The organism is Eubacteriaceae bacterium Marseille-Q4139, from assembly GCA_018223415.1.
In the GTDB taxonomy this organism is placed as follows: Bacteria; Bacillota; Clostridia; order Lachnospirales; family Lachnospiraceae; genus CABSIM01.
The window spans coordinates 3,096,235-3,114,593 of sequence record JAGTTQ010000001.1; the positions used below are offsets into that span (position 1 = coordinate 3,096,235).

Below are 18,359 nucleotides of genomic sequence, written 5' to 3' on the forward strand. Positions count from 1 at the left end.
TTTTTGTCCCAAAAACCACTCATATCCCCGCCCCATCTTCATATATTGAGATAAAGGAGCGTGGGACAATGGAGGCAGCAGACCTTAAAAAATACCTTGAGCGCGCCGCAGGCACGGCGGGGCTCCAGGAGATTCGGATCCGGGCAGGGCAGCCAGTTTTTCTTATCATCGACGGCGCCGAATGGGTGCTCGGGGAACAGGGGCTTCTTTCGGGAAGCGGGGCGAAAACAGCACCGAGAGCAGAAAAGCGTATCCTTAAGGAGCTTTTGGAAATCTTTGCCAGGCATTCCCTCTACGCCTACGAGGACGAAATCCGCCAGGGCTTTCTCACCATCGAAGGCGGACACCGGGTGGGGCTTTGCGGAAAGGCCGTCCTGGAGGGGGACAAGGTTCGCACCATCAAGGAGATTTCCAGCTTAAACATCCGCATCGCCCATGAGAAAAAGGGCTGTGCCGATGCGGTGTTTCCGTACCTTTTTGAAAACGGCGGCCTTGTGAACACGCTTCTCGTCTCGCCGCCCGGCGCGGGGAAAACGACAATGCTCCGGGACATGATCCGTCAGGTCTCCGACGGGAGCCGGTATGGGCCAGGCCGTTCCGTAGCCGTTGTGGACGAGCGGTCGGAGCTTGCGGCCTGCTTTTTGGGACAGCCCCAGTGTGACCTTGGCATGCGGACGGACGTGCTGGACGGCTGCCCGAAGGCCGTGGGAATGATGATGGCGATCCGTTCCATGGCGCCCTACGCGGTGGCTGTCGATGAAATCGGGACAAAGGAAGATCTTGAGGCCCTGCGCCAGGCGTCAAACTGCGGCTGCCGGATTCTGGCGACGGTTCACGGGAGCTCCGTCTTCGATCTGACAAACAAACCGGTGATTTCCGAGATGGTGAGGGAAAAGGTGTTCGCGCGGTACGTGGTGCTCGGGAAAAACCCGCATCCCGGAACAGTCATCGGGATTTATGATGAAAACAGGAGGGAGCTGATAAACGATGAGGTATCTTGGGATTGCGCTGATGGCCGCGTCCTTAACCGGGGCAGGTTTCCTCGCGGCAGGGCGCCTGCGGGAGCGGTTTGAAATCCTTTTGCTGTTTAAAAAGCTTGCATACGCCTTAAAAGGGGAGATCCTCTACTCCAATTCCACCCTGTCGGAGGCGCTTTTTGAGGTCGGCAGACGGTTTTTGGAGGGACGGAGCGGGCACTTAAAGGAACCGGGGCTTTTCTTTCTCCGGGTGAAGGAGCGGATGGAAAAAGAGCGCGGAACGCCGTTTTTCGTCCTATGGAAGGAGGAGGCGGGGAAGTTTCCGGCAGATTTTCCCATGGAAAAAGCGGACATGCAGGCGCTCTGCGGCCTGGGGGAGACGTTAGGGTACGCCGACCGGGACATGCAGGAGCGGACGCTTCTTTTATATTTAGAGCAGCTTGAGGATTCCATGGCGTATTTAAAAAAGGAAATGGACGCCAGGATGAAGCTCTTAAAAAGCCTGGGGGCGGCCGCCGGGCTGTTCCTGGCGGTAATCATGTTGTAAGGAGGATGGCATGGGGGTAAACCTGATTTTTAAAATTGCGGCAGTGGGGATTCTGGTATCGGTCATCTGCCAGGTGTTAAAGCACAGCGGGCGGGAAGACCAGGCCTTTCTCACGAGCCTGGCAGGCCTTGTGCTTGTCCTGTTCTGGATTGTCCCCTATATTTACGAGCTGTTTGAAACCATCAAAACCTTGTTTGCATTGTAGGGAGGCGGGTGCATGACAATCGTTCAGGCGGCAGTCATGGGGATTGCGGCAGTGGTGCTGGCTGTCCAGATTAAGCCGTTAAAGGGTGAGTATTCGGTCTACCTGATTTTAACGGCGGCCCTTGTCATCGGCTTTTTGGGTATTTCGAGACTCGACATCATCCTGGAGACAGCAAGGGAGATCGGAAGCTACATCCAGGTGCAGAACATCTATCTCGGGACGCTTTTAAAGATGGTGGGGATCACCTACATCGCCGAGTTTGCGGCCGGGATCTGCAAGGACGCCGGATTTTTTTCTCTCGGCACGCAGATCCAGATGTTCGGGAAGCTCTCGATTCTGGCCGTCAGCGCGCCGGTGTTATTGGCTCTTTTAGAGACTCTTAAGGTGTTTATGGAATGAAAAAGAGACGATGGATTTTTTTATGGAGCATGACGTTTTTCGTTTTTCTTATCGCCGTCTCTCCCATGAAGGTGCGCGGGGAAGAAATCGGCTTTTCCTTAGAGGACTTCGATGTTTCCGAAATCCAGGAATATCTGGACGAGAGCCTGGGGGCGGAAAACGGGATTTCCTTCGGGGAGCTGATGAAAAGCCTCATGGACGGGGATTTTCAGACGGCGGCGTCCGGCCTTTTGGAAAATGGAAAAGGAGCGCTGTTTTCCGAAATCCGCACCAACATGGGGCTCATGGCAAAGCTTGCCGTCCTTGCGGTGATCGGGGCCATTTTTTCCAACTTTTCCGGGATTTTTGGCTCCGGGCAGGTGTCGGAAACCGGATTTTATGTGGTTTACCTGCTCGCCATGACGTTTTTATCGGCCAGCTTTTTTGCAAGTGTTTCCGTGGCGGATCAGGTTTTTGAAAACATCCTGGAATTCATGCGGGTGCTGCTGCCGGCCTATTTCATGGCGGCAGCCATGGCAGGCGGGGCCGTCACATCGTCGGCCATGTGCACCGTCACCTTTGCGGCCATCGGCGCCGTCCAGGCGGTATTTTCCGGATTTTTAATCCCGCTCATGAAGGTGTACATGATGCTGGCGCTGGCAGGAAATTTATATAAGGAAGATATGATTTCCAGGATGACATCGCTTCTTAGGCAGTTTATTTTGTGGACGCTAAAAACCATGGTTGGACTGATTTTGGGATTCCACCTGATCCAGGGGCTTGTGCTTCCGCAGGCAGATGCCTTAAAAAATGCCTCTGCCATGCGGCTTGTGGAGCTGATTCCCGGCGTCGGGGCAGGCGCAGGCGCCGTCTCCCAGATCGTCATGGGCTCCGGGATCCTCATAAAAAATACGGCCGGGGCCGCCGGCGTCATCGTCCTTCTCGTGCTGGCGGCGGTGCCGGTCATCAAGCTCACGGTTTTGATGGCGCTCTATTACGGGACGGCGGCCGTGATCCAGCCGGTCTGTGACAAGCGGCTTTCCGCCTGCATTTCCGAGGTAGCCGGGGGACATGGGATTCTCCTTAAAATGGTGGGTTATTCCCTGGTTTTATTCGTGCTGACCATAGCAATTCTCTGCATTTCCACGAATGCAGCGTATTATGCGGGGTGATTGGATGGAATGGATCATGGAGTGGGTGCGGGGGCTTGCGTTTTATCTGATCCTCATGACAGTGGTTTTAAACCTTCTGCCGGATAAGACGTATGAAAAGTATCTGCGGCTCTTTACCGGCATGGTTTTTATCCTGTTAGTGTTCCGGCCATTTGCCGACCTCACAGGGCTTGAGGCGCGCATGGCAGGAGCCTTTGAGCGGATCACGTTCCAAAACGACGCAAAGCTTTTAAAGCGGGAAATTATGGAGGCGGAAGAGGTACGGCTTAAAAAGCTTACGGAGAGCTTTCAGGCCGCGGTGGAGCTGGATTTAAAAACCATGGCGGAGGGGAGCGGCCTTGTCTGCAAAAGCGTGGAGATTGCGCTCAATGAAGATGGGGAGAGCGAAAACTTCGGTGCCCTTTTGTCAGTGAAGATGAAAGCAGCTCTTTTGGGAGGCGGCGAAAGCCTATCAAGAGAAGAAGAGGAAAACCACCGCATGGAAGCGAACCGGGAGATTGCCGGGCTCAGGAAACGGATAGGAGAGTATTATGGACTGGAAGAAGGATTTATTGAAATCAGGCTGGAAGCTCAATAAAGAAAAGTTAATTTTCCTGTTCTGTTCAGGGCTTCTTTTGTTTATCATCGCCCTGCCGACGGGAAATGGGGAAAAGGAGGAGAAAACTGCCGGACAGATGCAGGAGATAAAGACGCAGGAAGCCGGCACGGCCGTTTCGGACGGCGACAGCGAGTATGAAAAGGAGTTGGAGGACAGAATCCGCGCGATTTTAAGCCAGGTGGAAGGCGTCGGGGAAGTGGACGTGATGGTGGTGTTAAAGTCCTCGGAGGAGAAAGTCTTCCATGTGGATAAAACCATGTCCTCGTCGGTGACGGAGGAGTCGGAGCCTGACGGGACACAGAGGTTATCCAGGCAGCAGGAGAGCGCAGAAAGCACAGTAATGGGCGGGAGCGGGACAGACGGCGGCCCCATCGTGGAAAAAGAGCTTAAGCCGGAGCTTTCCGGCATCGTCATAAGCGCCGACGGCGGCGGAAGCACGGCCGTAAAAGCGGAAATTTCTGAGGCCATGGAAGCATTATTCGGCCTGCCTGCACATAAGATAAAAGTATTAAAGAGGGTGAAAAAAGGAGTCTGATGGGAATGAAACGGATATTCAGGAGAAACCAGGTAATTATCACGACGCTGGCAGTCATGATCGCGGCCGCCGGATATCTCAACTATTCTGCCAAAAAGGAGGTGGCCGGAAGCGAAGTGTACGAGGCCGGGATGATGGAAATCTCCGATGAAGACATTCTGGCAGAAAATCAGGCACAGCCCATGGCAGACGACGGGACGTTAAAGGAGATTGCAAGCCTGGACAGTGACACCGAGGGCGAGGTTTCGGCAGTTCCGGAGGCCGGAGAGACCGTATCGTCGGAAAACGCCGCCCCCACGGAAGTTGCCGATAACGGCGCGGCCGGTGAAGCGGCAGAAGAAGCCGGTATGGAAAATCCCGGCGAGGCTGTCCTCACAGGCGGCACCAGCGTTTCCGAGTACATAGCCGGCGTCCAGCTCAACAGAGAACAGATCCGGGCCAAGAATAAAGAGACGTTAATGGAAATCATAAGCAGCGACATGATCTCGGAGACAGAAAAACAGACGGCCATCCAGAGCATGATCGAGATGACGGAAATCGTGGAAAAGGAAAACGCGGCTGAAACGCTCTTAAAGGCGAAAGGCTTTTCCGACCCGGTCGTCAGCATCACCGACGGGAAGGTGGATGTCGTCATCAACGCCGCCTCCATCACCGACCCGGAGCGGGCGCAGATCGAGGATATCGTGAAGCGGAAGACGGAGGTTGGAGCCGATGGGATTGTGATTACGCTTTTGGATCTTCAGGAATAGGGAATAAGTCCGGCCGCCGCCTCCTGACGAAGGTTGACGGTGCCATGTTGAGGCTGGCGGCGGCATCACGGACATTTCCATATGTTTCGTAGGCCTGGTTTAGGTATTCTAACTCAATGTTCCGAAGGGTCGATTTGAGATCTGCCGTCGGTGGGAGAGAAGTTTTAAAATCCCGGGGCAGTGCTTTATACGGATACAGATGCAGAGCATCCGGGGAAATCTCGTCACTGGTGCTGATGATGACAGCCCTTTCTACAATATTCCGCAGCTCGCGGATATTCCCCGGCCATGCATACTGTTCCATCATCCCGATGGACAGGCGGGAGAAATATTTTCTCATGTCATATTTTTTATTCAGACGTTCCAGGAACAGCTTTGCAAGCGGGAGGATATCGCCGGGGCGTTCCCTCAAAGGCGGGATATGGACCGGAAAGATCATCAGGCGATAGTACAGATCCTGACGGAACAATTTTTGCTCTACCATTTCTTCCAGATTGCGGTTGGTGGCAGCCAGGACGCGCACATCCACTTTAACCGGCTTCCGACCGCCGACACGTTCGATTTCCTGTTCTTGAAGCACACGCAGAAGTTTTACCTGCATATCAAGGGGGAGTTCTCCGATTTCGTCAAGAAAAATTGTTCCGTGATTGGCAAGTTCAAAGAGTCCCATCTTTCCATTCTTGTCTGCGCCGGTGAATGCGCCGCCTTCATAGCCGAAAAGCTCGCTTTCCACGAGGTTTGCCGGAATAGAACCGCAGTTTACGGTAATATAAGGCTTTTCCTTTCTCTGACTGTTCTGACAGAGGTATTTTGCAAATACTTCTTTTCCGACACCAGTTTCCCCAAGAAGAATGACAGTGGTATCCATCGGAGCCACCTTATTTAAAAGAGACAGGACATTTGCAGTTTTCGGATCCTTGGCGATGATGCCCTCGGGAATCCCAAGACCGGATTTCATGTGTTGGAGCTCCTGCCGCAGTTTCCTTTCCTCGTGCTCTAATTTCGTAGTTTGCTCTTTCAGACGGTAAAGCTCTGTGATATCCCGGACATTGGTGATGACAAGCAGCACTTCCCCGTCCGCACCGAAGATCGGGCTGCTGGTAATTAAGGCGCGCTTTCCGGTTTTAAAATCCTGCTGGATTGTCACAGGCTTTTTCTGCTCTAATGCCATAAGGGAGCCGGAAGCAGAAATCGTCTTATTTTTGACGAGATCCCGCATATTGTGACCGAGAACCTCAGATTCCCTGAGCCCGGAGATGGTGAGATAGGAACGGTTCACCTTGATGGTATTGGCCTGGCCGTCTGTGATATAGATACCGTCAAAGGAGTGCTCGATAATAGCATCGAGAAATTCGCTGCTTAAGGCTTCGGATGAAATTCGTTTTCTTGTCATAATCGACCCTCCCTGACGATATGCGGCATCTGCCTGATGAATCCGATTTTACCATACCACACCTGATAATACAATGAGGATACTTCTTACATTTCCTCAAAAGCGTGTGTGAAAGCGCTCTTCGCAGGCATCTTTCAGAGAATCGCGGAAATCCGGATGGGCGATTTCCACCAGGGCGCGGGCCCGTTCCCTGAGCGTTTTTCCGGAAAGCTTTGCAATTCCATATTCCGTTACCGCGTAGTCCACATCATTGCGGGAAGTGGTAACTGCGGCGCCTTCCGTCAGAAATGGGACAATCCTGGAGACGGTACCGCCTAATGCCGTAGATGGAAAGGCCAGGATTGACCTTCCGTTCTTTGCCATGGCAGCACCGCGGATGAAGTCCACCTGTCCGCCTACGCCGGAAATCTGCGTACAGCCAATGGATTCCGAGGCGGCCTGTCCGGTAATATCCATCTGGACGCAGGAATTGATGGAGACAAGGTTGTCCTCTTTCATGATGGTGACCGGGTGATTGACATAGTCCACCGGATGCAGCTCCACATCCGGATTGTGGTTGACAAAGTCATAAAGACGTCTTGTCCCCATCAAAAACGAAGCGACAAATTTTCCTGGATGTGTCTTTTTTCGCCGGTTTGTGATAACACCGCGTTCTGCCAGATTAACGACGCCGTCCGAAAACATTTCGGAGTGAATGCCGAGATCCTTTTTATCTCCCAGGAAAAGGAGGACCGCATCGGGAATCGCGCCAATTCCAAGTTGAAGAGTATCCCCATCATGGATCAAGGACGCGCAGTAGGAACCGATAGCCTGCTCTGTGGGGCCGACTTTTGGAGATAAAAGCTCAAGCACCGGAGCGTCATGTTCCACAATCGCAGCAAGGTTGCCGGCTGATACATGGATATGGCTGTTTCCGCCGGTGACAGGGTAATTTTTATTGACCTGTACGATCAGTTTTTTTGCACATGTAGCAGCAGGAAGTGTGTAATCAACGGAAATTCCAAGGCTCATGCAGCCGTTTTCATCCGGAGGTGACGCCTGTACCAGTGCCGCGTCCACCGGGAGCGTTCCGTCTGCAAAGAGGGAAGGTACCCGGTAAAAAAAGCAGGGTGTGTAGCCGGCACGTCCCTCCGCAATGGCGTTTCTGGTCGGGCCGCCTGCGAACAGAGCATTGTGATGGAAATGCCGTTCCATGCCAGGCTGTACATATAAAGCCTTTCCCATAGGCACCATATGGATGATTTCCACGTTCTCATACTGGGCAGCTTTTTTCACCAGCGTATCGACCAGATAGGACGGTTCACCGCAGGCATGTCCGATGACAACGCGGTCGTTGGAGCGGATCAGATCAAGGGCCTTGTCTGCATCCATTTTTTTCTTTTGATAATCGAGTTCCCAATTCACAGCAGTCTCTCCCTTCTGTATCCTAGTCCTCAATTTTTGCAATGGCCTTAGCAAGCTCTTTTTTCATAGCCAGATTTCCCTGACGGGCAATCATGATGCGCTGTGCCTGGGGTGAGCCGGCACCGTGGAGAGATTCCGTGCGGTAGCCGACGGCTGCGGAGCCAAGGGTCAGATTTTCAATCAGCCGCATGATGCGGAGCCGGTTTTCCGTGGAGACATGGCTGACCCCGCGGAAATATTTGTCGACATACGGGCCAATGATCGGATCCTTTAAATCCTTTTCGGAAGGAGCCGTTACCATGAGGCCGCCGGCAATGTCCTCGGCCAGACGCGCGATTTCATAAGGGAACCTTGTCACGTTTTGCTTGCATACATTGGCCAGAAGAAGGTCAATCAGATAATTTCCGGATTTTGTCGGTCTCCCTTCTGCCGAACATGCAATGCCGCAGCAGTACAGGGTTTCGTTTAAATGGGTCATTTCAATCAACTTGTCCTTAATGTGGGAGGCCTTCGGGACGCCATTATAGTCTGCGGCTACGGCTGCGGCGCCAATCAGGACATCTCCGACACCAACCTTGCAGCCGCCGTAGGACTGCCTGTGATATCCGGCAAACCGCTCTACAAGAACGCCCGCAAATTCATGTTCACCATTTAAAAAGATGCGGTCATTGGGGACAAAGACATCATTGAAAACCACAAGGGCTTCCATTCCGCCGTATTCAGCATTTCCCACATCAATCTCGCTTTCTTCCAGTTTCCGCGTATCGCAGGACTGGCGTCCGACAATCAGGAAAATTCCCTCGGCATCCGTGGGCACGGCAAAGGAAACGGCGTAATCCTTGTCATCAGGCCCCATGGAAACCGTCGGCATGACAATGACTTCATGGGAATTGACAAAGCCGGTCTGATGTGCTTTGGCGCCGCGGACGACGATGCCGTCCTCGCGCTGTTCAACAACTCTCAGATAGAGATCTGGGTCTGCCTGTGCATGAGGCGGCAGGGAGCGGTCTCCTTTGGGATCCGTCATGGCTCCGTCGACGGTCAGATCATTTTCCTGTATATAGCGAAGGAACTTTTTGAAATTTTCATGGTAGTGGGTGCCGTATTTTTCATCTGTTTCAAAAGTGGTACTGAAAACGGCGTTGAAGGCGTCCATACCGACACAGCGTTGGAAACAGGCAGCAGTTTTCTGACTGCAGAGACGCTGCATTTTCACTTTCTTTATCAGATCGCCGGTATTTTCATGGATGTGGGTAAAACGGTTTACTTTTTCTCCCGTATAAGGCGACAAAGCCGTCATAAGCTCTTCGTATTCCGGCATTTGGGCCAAATCATAGGTGGCTTTTACGGAATTTAAAGACGGCTTAAGAATCGGGTGATCCACCGGATTTTCGATCTTTTCTCCAAACATGTAAACCCGAAGGTTTAATCTCCTCATGCTTTCTACATATTGCTCTCCTGTCATAAGTGCCATAGCTTGATCTTCCTTTCTGAAATAATGATGTCATATGATACAGCAACTAGTGTGCCAACGATGAAACAGGATGGAAAATGCGGAAAAATCAGTCTTTCTTTATGGCTTCCCCATAGGAAAGCGTTCCAAAAACGGAACAAAAAGCGAAAAAGTTCCAAATATGGAACGAAAAGCAGAGGAAAAAGGCCTGAGCAGAGGGAAAAGGAAGGCTGGCACAAAGATTGCTTATACAGACGATATCAATCGAAGAAGCAAAGGAGAAGAACATATGCTGGAAAATATCGAGAAAGTTCTAGATAAGAAGGTGCGGCCGGCACTTTTAAGACATGAGGGTAATGTGAGGCTTGCTGATTATTCAGATGGAATTTTGAAAATCAGCCTGACCGGACAATGTTCCGGCTGCCCGTCTGCCAGGATCACGACGGAAGAATTGATAAAAAAAGCAGTGATGGAAGAGGTGCCTGAAGTTCAGGATGTGATCCTCGTTTCACAGACGGATGAAGAACTTCTCCGCCTGGCAAAAGAACTGCTTGCGAGCGGGAGAATGGGCAAAAATTAAAAAATTCCGCGGCACGTTTTCAGGGGGCCTAAAACGTGCCGCGGGAAAATCAAAAACCAATGTTAAGGAAGAATATTCATAACAACGAATCCCCAGATTGGTACGAACGCCAGCATGATAACGGAAGTAATCCAGCCGGCCACCAGCAGGGTCTTCATGTTGGTGGAGCGGGAGAAGCCCAGATGGGCTGCATAATTGGCGGATGGATAAACGATGGAGGTGATGCGGACTGCCGCAATCAATACGCTTGCCCATGCCGTCATCGGGATACCCATGCTGGAAGCAATGTCCCAGAAGGCACTCTGGATAATCTGCATCTGCGTGACGACTGCACCCTCGACGCCAAAGCCGCCGACAAAAGAGGCAATTACCATCAGGAGATATTTTCCATTGGAGCCGACCACATGCAGGATGACATTGGAAAGAGCTTCCCAGCCGCCTCCGAGGGTAATGGTATCAATCATAACGCCTGTCAGCAGGAAAGAGAGGAACATGCCGCCCATTTTGCCCATGCCGCGGCCAAAGAGGCCGATGGTTTTGTCAAATTTCTGGTCGATGAAGAGCCCGACAATGACGCTTAAGAACATGATAACAAACATCACGTATTTCATATCGCTTCCGACGATCAGGCCGTAGACGAGGCAGACGGCAAAAGCGGCCAGGAAGGCGATACATGCGTTCCGCTGGCGCGGCGTTGCGTGAAATTCTTCAGGGATTTCCACAGAATCATATTTTTCGCCGGCTTTTTTCGTACTCTTCTGAATGTAGAAGGACATGACGATGCTGACGATGGCCCACGCAATAGAATACGGAAGAGCCGCATAAAGCATGTAGTCCTGATAGCTTAAGCCGCTTACGCCAAGAGCCGCAGCCACAGCCGAACAGAAGGGACCGATGGTAACGCCTACGAGCCCTGCGTTGAACATTAAGAAGCAGACGGTGGTGGGAGTCAAACCGGCCGCAGCCACAATCGGAAGGATAATCGGCGCAACGACGGCGTTTCCGCCGTTTAAGGTGCCGATCAGGCATACCATAATCAGAGAGACAAGGTAGCAGGCGAAAATCCCCTTGCGTTCGCTGTCTACACCGATTTTTTTAACAACAAAGTTTACGATGACCTGGTTGATTCCGGCGGCATCCATGACGAGTCCAAGCCCGCTGCCGAACATGATGATGAGGCCGACCTGGCCTAAAGTTCCGCCCAGGTTGTCAACGAGGATTCCCGCGAACTGTGCGGGTCCCTGTCCCATCAGAAGACAGCCCAGGATTGCCGCGATGCCGACACTGAAGGTATAGTTCATGCCTTTCAAAGTCAGGATCAGGAACAAAACCATTGGAATAAGTGCCAGAAGGGATGGCGCTGTGATGAAGGTTGGCATAATACATTCTCCTTTGTTTTGTGATAAGTCATTCAATGCGTTTGAAATTTCCGGAAATTCAAAACCATTGCGTCCTTCTGATGAGATTATTATAAACCGACAAAAGGTAAGGTGTAAAATATTCAATTTGGATATTTCCATAGGCAATACCTATCTCTAGACGGGAATTGCCAGATAAAATTTCTTGAAATTTTACTGCGAAACGATTAAAATTGTATTTGTGAGAGCACAGGAGGTAGGGATATGCGCTTGGAACAGCTAAGGTATATTATAGAAATTGCAGATACAGGTTCGTTCACCCTGGCAAGCGAACGGCTGTTTATTGCACAGCCCAGCATCAGCCAGGCGGTGACAGCCCTTGAAAAAGAGCTGAATGCGACGTTATTTACCCGTTACCGGACGGGGGCTGTTCCGACGCCTCTCGGGCTTCAGGTGATCAGCCATGCCAGGGATATTATGCGGAGTGTCGGAGAAATTGAAAAACTGACAGCCGGGGACAATTCCGAAATCAATACCAGAATTACCATTGGTACGATCCCAACCCTGAGCACAGTCCTTCTTCCAAAAGTGATCTCTAATTTCAGAAAGACCTTTCCCAACGTCGTGATCCGGATCCGGGAAGAGGGGACGGAAAAAATCTTAAAAGACTGTCAGAAAGGCGAAACCAGTCTGGGGCTGGTATCCCTGCACGGCAAAAATTCCTTTGATGACAGCGAATTTCAGTTTAAACATCTTCTCGATGGAAAGCTCATGGCCTATGTTGGGGCCGGTTCCCTGCTGCGGAAACGGAAAACGATTACCTTTCGGGAATTATTGCCGTTCCAGTTGTTTTTATACGGCGATGAGTTTTCTCTGCATCGGTATTGTCTGGAGCAGATCAGTCAGTACGGAACGCCAAATGTACTTTCGACGACCCACAATCCGGAGTCTATAAAGCGGTTTGTCATGCAGACAGAAGCCGTCGGGTTTGGCCCGGATCTTTCCCTTGCTGACGACATTTACGTGAAATCCGGCGCTATTTTTCCGTTGGAGATTACAGATGCATCCAGAATTCAGTTCGGCATCCTCACAAGCAGGAAGCGAAAGCCGGATGTGGCTGTGGATGCCTTTATAAAAGAACTTATCGCATGTGCGCCCAGGTGAAACATCCGGGCGCATTTTTTGTTTCATAGGAAACCGCGTTCCCTACTGCATGAAAGTCTCCGGCACACGAATCCTTTTCCATAGGTAATCCCTATGGCTTTATTGGAATTCCATATTTTACAGCAATTAGTGAATTCGTTAGAATAAAGCCAGATAAGGGCAGTCAATGTCCGCATACCCGAAAAAACGAAAAAGGAGAATCACTATGGCAAGAAACCACTGGACAATTCTGGGGGAACTTGACCCGGAATTAAATGACAAGATTGCTTCGTGGAGAACGCACTTGGTAAACGACAATGATAAGCTTGAGAGAAAGTACCGGGAACTGGTGAATGTAGCAATGGCCTGTATTCTAAAGCAGGAACCGGTAATCCTGGCACACGCAAAGCTGGCTCTGGAAAACGGGGCAACAAAGGCAGAGGTTCTCGGAACCGTCGAACAGGTGCTGACGATGGGAGGTTTTCCATCCTTCCGCTGCGCCATGCTTACGCTGGACGAGCTTCTGCATGAATAAAAGGCGATCCCGCCGGAAAGGAGTTTTGCCATGCTTCAGCTTATTTTCCGTCCGGAACTTCACAGGTTTGAGACGGTACGGCAGTTTGCCGAAGAATTTTCCCTTGGGGAAACAGATCTGGTAATTACGAATCAGTATATTTATGAGCCGTATTTTGGCGGTTTGGGATTAACTTGTAAAGTCCTTTACCAGGAGAGGTACGGAAGCGGGGAGCCCACCGACGAGATGGTGGAAGCGATGGCCGCAGATGTACAGTCCATGCCCGGCACATACAAGCGAGTGATTGGAATCGGGGGAGGTACGGTTTTGGATATTTCAAAGCTGTTTGCCTTAAAACATCTCCATCCGGTAGAGAAGCTTTACGACCGGGAACTGCCGGTCATAAAGGATAAGAAGCTGATCCTGGTTCCAACCACCTGCGGAACTGGTTCCGAGGTCACAAACATTGCCATTCTTGCATTTTTAAAGCGCAATACAAAGTTTGGACTGGCGGACGACGCCATGTACGCCGATCAGGCTGTCTTGATTCCGGAATTTTTAAAGAATCTGCCTTATCCCGTATTTGCTGCCAGCTCTATCGACGCCCTCGTCCATGCCGCAGAGTCCAGCCTGTCTCCAAAGGCAACGCCTTATACAAAGCTTTTCGGATACCGTGCGGTGGAGCTGATTTTGAAGGGCTATGAGATCATTGCAAAAGAAGGGCAGGGCGCCAGGACAGAACTGCTTGATGATTTCCTGCTTGCATCGAATTATGCCGGTCTGGCCTTCGGAACTGCCGGCTGTGCGGCGGTGCATGCCATGAGCTATCCGCTGGGCGGTACGTTCCATGTACCCCATGGGGAGTCCAACTACGCGCTGTTTCGCGGTGTCATCGAAAATTATCTGGAAATAAAAAGCGACGGCGCCATTGCCGATCTGGCGGAACATATCAGCACGGTTTTGGGATGCCCGGCAAACGAGGCTTACAGCCGGATGTTTGAGCTTCTGGACAAAATCCTTGTGCGGAGAACGTTAAAGGAATACGGTGCAGACAAAGAGATGCTGAAATCCTGGGCAAAGGAAGTTATGACAGGGCAGGAACGTCTGTTAAAGAACAATTTTGTCCCGTTTGATGAGGCACGGGTTTATAAAATTTACTGTGAATTGTATGAAAAATAAAGAGGAGGAAATGACATGTTATTTCAGGCAGATGATCCAAGATTTTATGAATTGATTGATACCGAGGCGATGTTAGAGCCTGTCTCCGTCGGACACAAGGTTACAGAGGGCATCATGTGGTGGCCTCAGAAGAATTGTCTGATTTTTTCTGATATGGGAGTGGGGAAAGTTTATAAGTGGGATCCAGAAACCTACGAGACAACGGTGATCAAATTCCCGAGCAATATTTCCAACGGAAATTTCATCGACAGAGAGGGCCGGATTGTCACCTGCGAGCATGCGACAAGTTCTATCACGCGTATGGAACCGGACGGGCGCTATATGTCTACGCTGGCAAGCCATTATGACGGAAAACAGCTTAACAGCCCCAACGATGTGATTGTGGATTCCCGGGGGCGCATCTGGTTTACGGATCCTTTATACGGACGTACCAGTAAGGTGGCAGGAATTGCCAGAGAGCCGGAAATGGGATTCCAGGGAGTGTACTGCATTCTGGAAAACGGGGAGCTCGTCCTTTCAAGAAAGGATTTTGAACAGCCCAACGGACTCTGCATGGAAATCGGAGAAAAAACCATGCTGGTAAATGATACGCCGAGGCAGGAAATCCGCAGGTTCCAGGTAGAAGAAGACGGGACTTTAAGCGGCGGAGAGGTGGTCTGCCAGGTGGGCGGACGGCCGGACGGAACGAAAATTGATAAGGACGGCAATATCTTTACGACAGCCACAGGAGACGTTTTCGTTTTTGACAAAAACGGTGTAAAACTCGGAGAAATCCATGTACCAGGACAGTGCCGCAATTTCTGCTTCGGCGGGCCGGATCGTTCGGAGCTGTATTTTGCATGCGAGACGATCTACCGGCTGAAGACGAAGACACAGGGAGCCAGATTTTTTGAATAGAAATGGATAGAGGAGCGTTTATGGGAGATATGGCAATTACAAGACAGCTGGCGGAATATGCTGTGTCCAGCCGTCAGGCAGAATATTCGGAAAAAGATATCCGGATGACAAAGCTTGCATTTTTGGATTGGCTGGCGGCCGCGGAGACAGGGGTTACGGAGGACAGTGTAAAAAAGCTTTTGGAACTTTCTGAAGAGGAAGGCATTCATGGAGACTGCGTCATGATCGGACAGGGAAAGAAGACCTCTGCGCCCACGGCAGCCCTCATCAATGGAACCCAGTCCCATGCCATTGATTTTGATGATATCCATGACTTTTTGTCCCTGCATCTTTGTTCGCCTGTGCTGCCGGCAGTGCTTTCAGCTGCTGAGGCTGTCGATGCAGACGGAAAACAGATGATTCGCGGAGCAATATGCGGCATGCAGGTGATGGCGGCCCTTTCTGCTGCCATGATGCCGGAGCACTACAATCTTGCAAGATGGCATGCAACCGGTACCATCGGCGTTTTTGGAGCCATGGCCGCAGCCGGATCCATTCTGGGGCTGTCTGTCGGGGAAATGTGCAATGGTTTTGGAATCTGCGCCGGGCTTATGGGCGGAATCCAGCTTAACTTCGGCACGATGGCAAAACCGATGGCGGCCGGGATGGCGGCGAAACATGGCTTAATGGCGGCACTTTTGGCGAAAAAGGGCTTTACCGGAAGGGCGGATATTTTTGATACGGATTTTCTGGATAATGTCTCTGCAAAGAAGACGGAGCCGGAAAAAATCGTGGAACGGCTTTTGGGGACACAGGCAGTCCACGAACTGCGGTTTAAAAGATATCCCTGCGGTGCACCGACCCACAGCGGGATCTTAAACTGCAAGAAGATTTTGGAAAGGCATCCGGCTGCGGTGAGGGAGATTGAAAAAATTGTGTTTGAGCCGTATCCGCGTGCCATCCGCCTTGTAGGTGTGACGCACCCGGAGACAGGGCTTCAGGGGAAATTCAGCATCCCGTTTACAGCTGCGGCACAGATTGTCTTTGGGCAGGTGACGATAGAGACATTTACGGATGAGAATGTAAAAAATCCGGATGTCCTTTATCTTCTCGACAGGATGGAGATGGTGCCGAATGAAGAATTCACGCCGTCCCGCGGCGGCCGCGCCACGATTTATTTTAAGGATGGGACGAGTGAGTCAAACGCCACCTACCTTCTTGGGCATGAGCTGGATCTGGAGGAAGCTTCAAAAGATGTGGACGGCAAATATGATGAAATTATGATTCCACGGATCGGAAAGAGCCGGGCGGAGGACATAAAGAAGGCTGTGATGACTATGGAAACCCTGGGCTCCGCAAAAGAGCTGAGCAGATTTTTATAGGAAGGCGGGAGAAAAGTATGACAGCAGACGAAAAAGAAAGGCTGCGGAAGGAGTACGAAAAAATTCCAACCGGGAATCTTTCCGATGCCATGGACAGCCTGGGGCTCAGGCGGGGGTCGGTTTTAGGCTTTCATCCTTTGGAACCCTCACAGCCCAGGGCGGCAGGTTTTGCCCTTACGGTAAAGCAGATGCGGCGCCGGACGGCCTATGACGGGAAAAATCTGGCAAGGCAGGGCGGGATCATTGATCAGGAAAGCCAGCCGGGGGATCTTCTTGTGATTGATATGAATGGGATTACGGATGTATGTACAGGCGGGGCGATCCTGGCTCTCCGGGCATCCATGCGCGGCACTGTGGGAGAGCTGACTAATGGCTGTGTCCGGGACGCCGATGAGATTGCAGAGATGGGGTTTCCCGTGTACTGCGCCGGTACGTCGCCGGTTAAAAGTGCCATGGATATTGAAACCATTGGGGTGAATGTTCCAGTCTTTATTGGGAATGTTCAGATCTGTCCGGGAGATATGGTGGTGATGGACCGAACCGGAGTGGTTTCCGTGCCGAAGGAGAGGCTTATTGATGTTCTGGAAGCGGCGAAGAGAATTCAGATACGGGAAGAGAGGATGACGGAAGTCATCCGAAACGGAGGTTCCCTGAAAGAGGCGCGGGAAATAAAAGGCTAATATGAAGTAAGAAGAGAAGGCATGACGGATGCGAAAAAAGAATCCGGCATGCCTTTTTATATTCAAGATACCTATGGAAGCATTGTATTTTCATATTTTACTTTGAGTACCGTATAAGGTAGTATGAGGTTACAGGGGTATGCGGGCATGCCTGAGTCTGGCCGGGAAACGGCCGAAGGGAATGTCCATAAATGCAAGATTCAAGGAGGGGTTATTTTATGAAGCGATTTTTGGCAGTATTGCTTGCCGCATCGGTAGTTTTAACAGCCTGCGGCAACACCGGCCAGACAGCCGGAAATTCAGGAGGAGAAAAAGCGGAAGGCAAAAAGAACAGCTACACCATGCTTACAGGTTCTTCCGGAGCTCAGTATTTCACATTTGGTACAGCTATGGCTAATGAGATTAACAATGAGTCTGAGAAAATCACAGTGACAGCCCTGACAGCCAACGGCGTATCAGAGGTTATCAATATGGTGCAGAGCAACGAAGCAGATTTCGGATTTATCACGTATGACACAGGATATATGGCAGCCACAAACCAGAGGGAGTATTCAGAAAGTGCGAAGTATGACAATATCGAAGTGGTAATGTTGGGCCATACAGGAGTGAAGACGATTGTTGTATGGGCAGATTCCCCCTATCAGACCATTGCTGATTTAAAAGGGGCCAAACTTGCTACGGCATCCGGAACATCGGCACATGCCCTGGATGAGGCAGCATATGGAGCATGGGGAGTGGAAATCCTCGAGAACGTGACGACTATGGGATATGGTGAAATGGCCCAGGCTATTAAAGATGGAATTATCGACGTAGTCAATGCCCACGGCCCGAACCCATCGTCCTATATCATGGAAATGATCAGTGCGAAGCCGATTCGGATTCTGGGACAGACGGAGGAGACACTTCAGACCATTCTGGATGCCCATCCGGAATGGATTCGTGCAACGATTCCTGCGGGAACTTATGAAGGGGTAGAAGAAGATGTACTCTCCTTTGGAAATTTCAGCTGTATTATCTGCCGGAAGGATATACCGGATGAGGATGTACAGGAATTTCTTGATATTGTTTTCGGAATGGATCTGACGACCTTATATGCCTATGGGGACAGTTGGGGATACAACAACGACAACTACGAAGCGGCATATGCAAACAATGACGAATTCCCATTCCATCCCGGTGCACTTGCGTGGTTAAAGGAAGAGGGACTGATTAAAGAATAAGAGAAGGGGGGGAAAC

General features: G+C 51.0%; 20 protein-coding genes. 16 read left to right on the forward strand and 4 right to left on the reverse strand.

The window, feature by feature from the left end:
- The first annotated feature begins 68 nt into the window (after positions 1–68).
- Genes spoIIIAA through KE531_14770 form a run of 8 tightly spaced genes read left to right on the forward strand, consistent with a single transcriptional unit; the run spans position 69 to position 5,161 of the window.
- Positions 69–1,073, forward strand: coding sequence for a stage III sporulation protein AA (gene spoIIIAA, locus KE531_14735; GenBank protein MBR9954844.1), 1,005 nt, complete (start codon positions 69–71; stop codon positions 1,071–1,073).
- The gene (locus tag KE531_14740; GenBank protein MBR9954845.1) at positions 988–1,524 is read left to right on the forward strand and encodes a stage III sporulation protein AB; all 537 of its coding nucleotides are present in this window, start codon (positions 988–990) and stop codon (positions 1,522–1,524) included. The genes spoIIIAA and KE531_14740 overlap by 86 nt, the downstream gene beginning before the upstream one ends.
- Positions 1,525–1,534: 10 nt before the next feature.
- Positions 1,535–1,729 (forward strand): stage III sporulation protein AC, encoded by a 195-nt coding sequence (spoIIIAC, locus tag KE531_14745; GenBank protein ID MBR9954846.1) that lies wholly within the window; start codon positions 1,535–1,537, stop codon positions 1,727–1,729.
- A 12-nt stretch (positions 1,730–1,741) separates the two neighbouring features.
- Entirely contained in the window at positions 1,742–2,128 is a 387-nt protein-coding gene (locus KE531_14750; protein MBR9954847.1) for a stage III sporulation protein AD, read from the forward strand.
- Positions 2,125–3,279 (forward strand): stage III sporulation protein AE, encoded by a 1,155-nt coding sequence (locus KE531_14755; protein MBR9954848.1) that lies wholly within the window; start codon positions 2,125–2,127, stop codon positions 3,277–3,279. The genes KE531_14750 and KE531_14755 overlap by 4 nt, the downstream gene beginning before the upstream one ends.
- A gap of 4 nt (positions 3,280–3,283) precedes the next feature.
- On the forward strand, positions 3,284–3,856 hold the full coding sequence (locus KE531_14760; protein ID MBR9954849.1) for a stage III sporulation protein AF: 573 nt from the start codon (positions 3,284–3,286) through the stop codon (positions 3,854–3,856).
- Positions 3,810–4,412: a stage III sporulation protein AG gene (locus KE531_14765; protein ID MBR9954850.1), complete on the forward strand. Its 603-nt coding sequence runs from the start codon at positions 3,810–3,812 to the stop codon at positions 4,410–4,412. The genes KE531_14760 and KE531_14765 overlap by 47 nt, the downstream gene beginning before the upstream one ends.
- On the forward strand, positions 4,412–5,161 hold the full coding sequence (locus tag KE531_14770; GenBank protein ID MBR9954851.1) for a SpoIIIAH-like family protein: 750 nt from the start codon (positions 4,412–4,414) through the stop codon (positions 5,159–5,161). Before KE531_14765 ends, KE531_14770 begins: the two co-directional genes overlap by 1 nt.
- Here the strand turns inward: KE531_14770 and KE531_14775 are convergent.
- The 3 genes from KE531_14775 to KE531_14785 form a co-directional block, all read right to left on the reverse strand.
- Complete coding sequence (locus KE531_14775) at positions 5,136–6,554, reverse strand: sigma 54-interacting transcriptional regulator (GenBank protein ID MBR9954852.1); 1,419 nt, start codon at positions 6,552–6,554, stop codon at positions 5,136–5,138. The two genes, KE531_14770 and KE531_14775, sit on opposite strands and share 26 nt — an antisense overlap.
- Positions 6,555–6,650: 96 nt before the next feature.
- Positions 6,651–7,958: an acetyl-CoA hydrolase/transferase family protein gene (locus tag KE531_14780; GenBank protein MBR9954853.1), complete on the reverse strand. Its 1,308-nt coding sequence runs from the start codon at positions 7,956–7,958 to the stop codon at positions 6,651–6,653.
- A gap of 22 nt (positions 7,959–7,980) precedes the next feature.
- A complete protein-coding gene (locus KE531_14785; GenBank protein MBR9954854.1) occupies positions 7,981–9,432 on the reverse strand; it encodes a 4-hydroxyphenylacetate 3-hydroxylase family protein in 1,452 nt (483 codons plus the stop codon).
- A 268-nt stretch (positions 9,433–9,700) separates the two neighbouring features.
- Between KE531_14785 and KE531_14790 the strand changes: the two genes are divergently transcribed.
- Positions 9,701–9,991: a NifU family protein gene (locus tag KE531_14790; protein ID MBR9954855.1), complete on the forward strand. Its 291-nt coding sequence runs from the start codon at positions 9,701–9,703 to the stop codon at positions 9,989–9,991.
- A gap of 62 nt (positions 9,992–10,053) precedes the next feature.
- On the opposite strand, the gene KE531_14795 is transcribed toward KE531_14790, so the two are convergent.
- Positions 10,054–11,370, reverse strand: coding sequence for a hypothetical protein (locus tag KE531_14795; GenBank protein MBR9954856.1), 1,317 nt, complete (start codon positions 11,368–11,370; stop codon positions 10,054–10,056).
- Positions 11,371–11,613: 243 nt separating this feature from the next.
- Here KE531_14795 and KE531_14800 point away from each other — a divergent pair, with 243 nt between their 5' ends.
- The 7 genes from KE531_14800 to KE531_14830 all read left to right on the forward strand — a co-directional run bounded on the left by KE531_14800 (position 11,614) and on the right by KE531_14830 (position 18,343).
- Complete coding sequence (locus KE531_14800) at positions 11,614–12,513, forward strand: LysR family transcriptional regulator (GenBank protein MBR9954857.1); 900 nt, start codon at positions 11,614–11,616, stop codon at positions 12,511–12,513.
- Positions 12,514–12,718: 205 nt separating this feature from the next.
- Positions 12,719–13,027 (forward strand): carboxymuconolactone decarboxylase family protein, encoded by a 309-nt coding sequence (locus tag KE531_14805; GenBank protein MBR9954858.1) that lies wholly within the window; start codon positions 12,719–12,721, stop codon positions 13,025–13,027.
- A 30-nt stretch (positions 13,028–13,057) separates the two neighbouring features.
- The gene (locus KE531_14810; protein MBR9954859.1) at positions 13,058–14,185 is read left to right on the forward strand and encodes a 4-hydroxybutyrate dehydrogenase; all 1,128 of its coding nucleotides are present in this window, start codon (positions 13,058–13,060) and stop codon (positions 14,183–14,185) included.
- Positions 14,186–14,200: 15 nt separating this feature from the next.
- Positions 14,201–15,082, forward strand: coding sequence for an SMP-30/gluconolactonase/LRE family protein (locus KE531_14815; protein MBR9954860.1), 882 nt, complete (start codon positions 14,201–14,203; stop codon positions 15,080–15,082).
- A 20-nt stretch (positions 15,083–15,102) separates the two neighbouring features.
- The gene (locus KE531_14820) at positions 15,103–16,443 is read left to right on the forward strand and encodes an MmgE/PrpD family protein (GenBank protein MBR9954861.1); all 1,341 of its coding nucleotides are present in this window, start codon (positions 15,103–15,105) and stop codon (positions 16,441–16,443) included.
- A gap of 17 nt (positions 16,444–16,460) precedes the next feature.
- Positions 16,461–17,123, forward strand: coding sequence for a hypothetical protein (locus KE531_14825; GenBank protein MBR9954862.1), 663 nt, complete (start codon positions 16,461–16,463; stop codon positions 17,121–17,123).
- A gap of 218 nt (positions 17,124–17,341) precedes the next feature.
- The gene (locus KE531_14830; protein ID MBR9954863.1) at positions 17,342–18,343 is read left to right on the forward strand and encodes a TAXI family TRAP transporter solute-binding subunit; all 1,002 of its coding nucleotides are present in this window, start codon (positions 17,342–17,344) and stop codon (positions 18,341–18,343) included.
- Positions 18,344–18,359: the final 16 nt, after the last annotated feature.

Coding starts and splice junctions, on each gene's coding strand:
- spoIIIAA (MBR9954844.1), top strand. CDS start 69: ATGGAGGCAGCAGACCTTAAAAAATACCTTGAGCGCGCCGCAGGCACG.
- KE531_14740 (MBR9954845.1), top strand. CDS start 988: ATGAGGTATCTTGGGATTGCGCTGATGGCCGCGTCCTTAACCGGGGCA.
- spoIIIAC (MBR9954846.1), top strand. CDS start 1,535: ATGGGGGTAAACCTGATTTTTAAAATTGCGGCAGTGGGGATTCTGGTA.
- KE531_14750 (MBR9954847.1), top strand. CDS start 1,742: ATGACAATCGTTCAGGCGGCAGTCATGGGGATTGCGGCAGTGGTGCTG.
- KE531_14755 (MBR9954848.1), top strand. CDS start 2,125: ATGAAAAAGAGACGATGGATTTTTTTATGGAGCATGACGTTTTTCGTT.
- KE531_14760 (MBR9954849.1), top strand. CDS start 3,284: ATGGAATGGATCATGGAGTGGGTGCGGGGGCTTGCGTTTTATCTGATC.
- KE531_14765 (MBR9954850.1), top strand. CDS start 3,810: ATGGACTGGAAGAAGGATTTATTGAAATCAGGCTGGAAGCTCAATAAA.
- KE531_14770 (MBR9954851.1), top strand. CDS start 4,412: ATGGGAATGAAACGGATATTCAGGAGAAACCAGGTAATTATCACGACG.
- KE531_14775 (MBR9954852.1), bottom strand. CDS start 6,554: ATGACAAGAAAACGAATTTCATCCGAAGCCTTAAGCAGCGAATTTCTC.
- KE531_14785 (MBR9954854.1), bottom strand. CDS start 9,432: ATGGCACTTATGACAGGAGAGCAATATGTAGAAAGCATGAGGAGATTA.
- KE531_14790 (MBR9954855.1), top strand. CDS start 9,701: ATGCTGGAAAATATCGAGAAAGTTCTAGATAAGAAGGTGCGGCCGGCA.
- KE531_14795 (MBR9954856.1), bottom strand. CDS start 11,370: ATGCCAACCTTCATCACAGCGCCATCCCTTCTGGCACTTATTCCAATG.
- KE531_14800 (MBR9954857.1), top strand. CDS start 11,614: ATGCGCTTGGAACAGCTAAGGTATATTATAGAAATTGCAGATACAGGT.
- KE531_14805 (MBR9954858.1), top strand. CDS start 12,719: ATGGCAAGAAACCACTGGACAATTCTGGGGGAACTTGACCCGGAATTA.
- KE531_14810 (MBR9954859.1), top strand. CDS start 13,058: ATGCTTCAGCTTATTTTCCGTCCGGAACTTCACAGGTTTGAGACGGTA.
- KE531_14815 (MBR9954860.1), top strand. CDS start 14,201: ATGTTATTTCAGGCAGATGATCCAAGATTTTATGAATTGATTGATACC.
- KE531_14820 (MBR9954861.1), top strand. CDS start 15,103: ATGGGAGATATGGCAATTACAAGACAGCTGGCGGAATATGCTGTGTCC.
- KE531_14825 (MBR9954862.1), top strand. CDS start 16,461: ATGACAGCAGACGAAAAAGAAAGGCTGCGGAAGGAGTACGAAAAAATT.
- KE531_14830 (MBR9954863.1), top strand. CDS start 17,342: ATGAAGCGATTTTTGGCAGTATTGCTTGCCGCATCGGTAGTTTTAACA.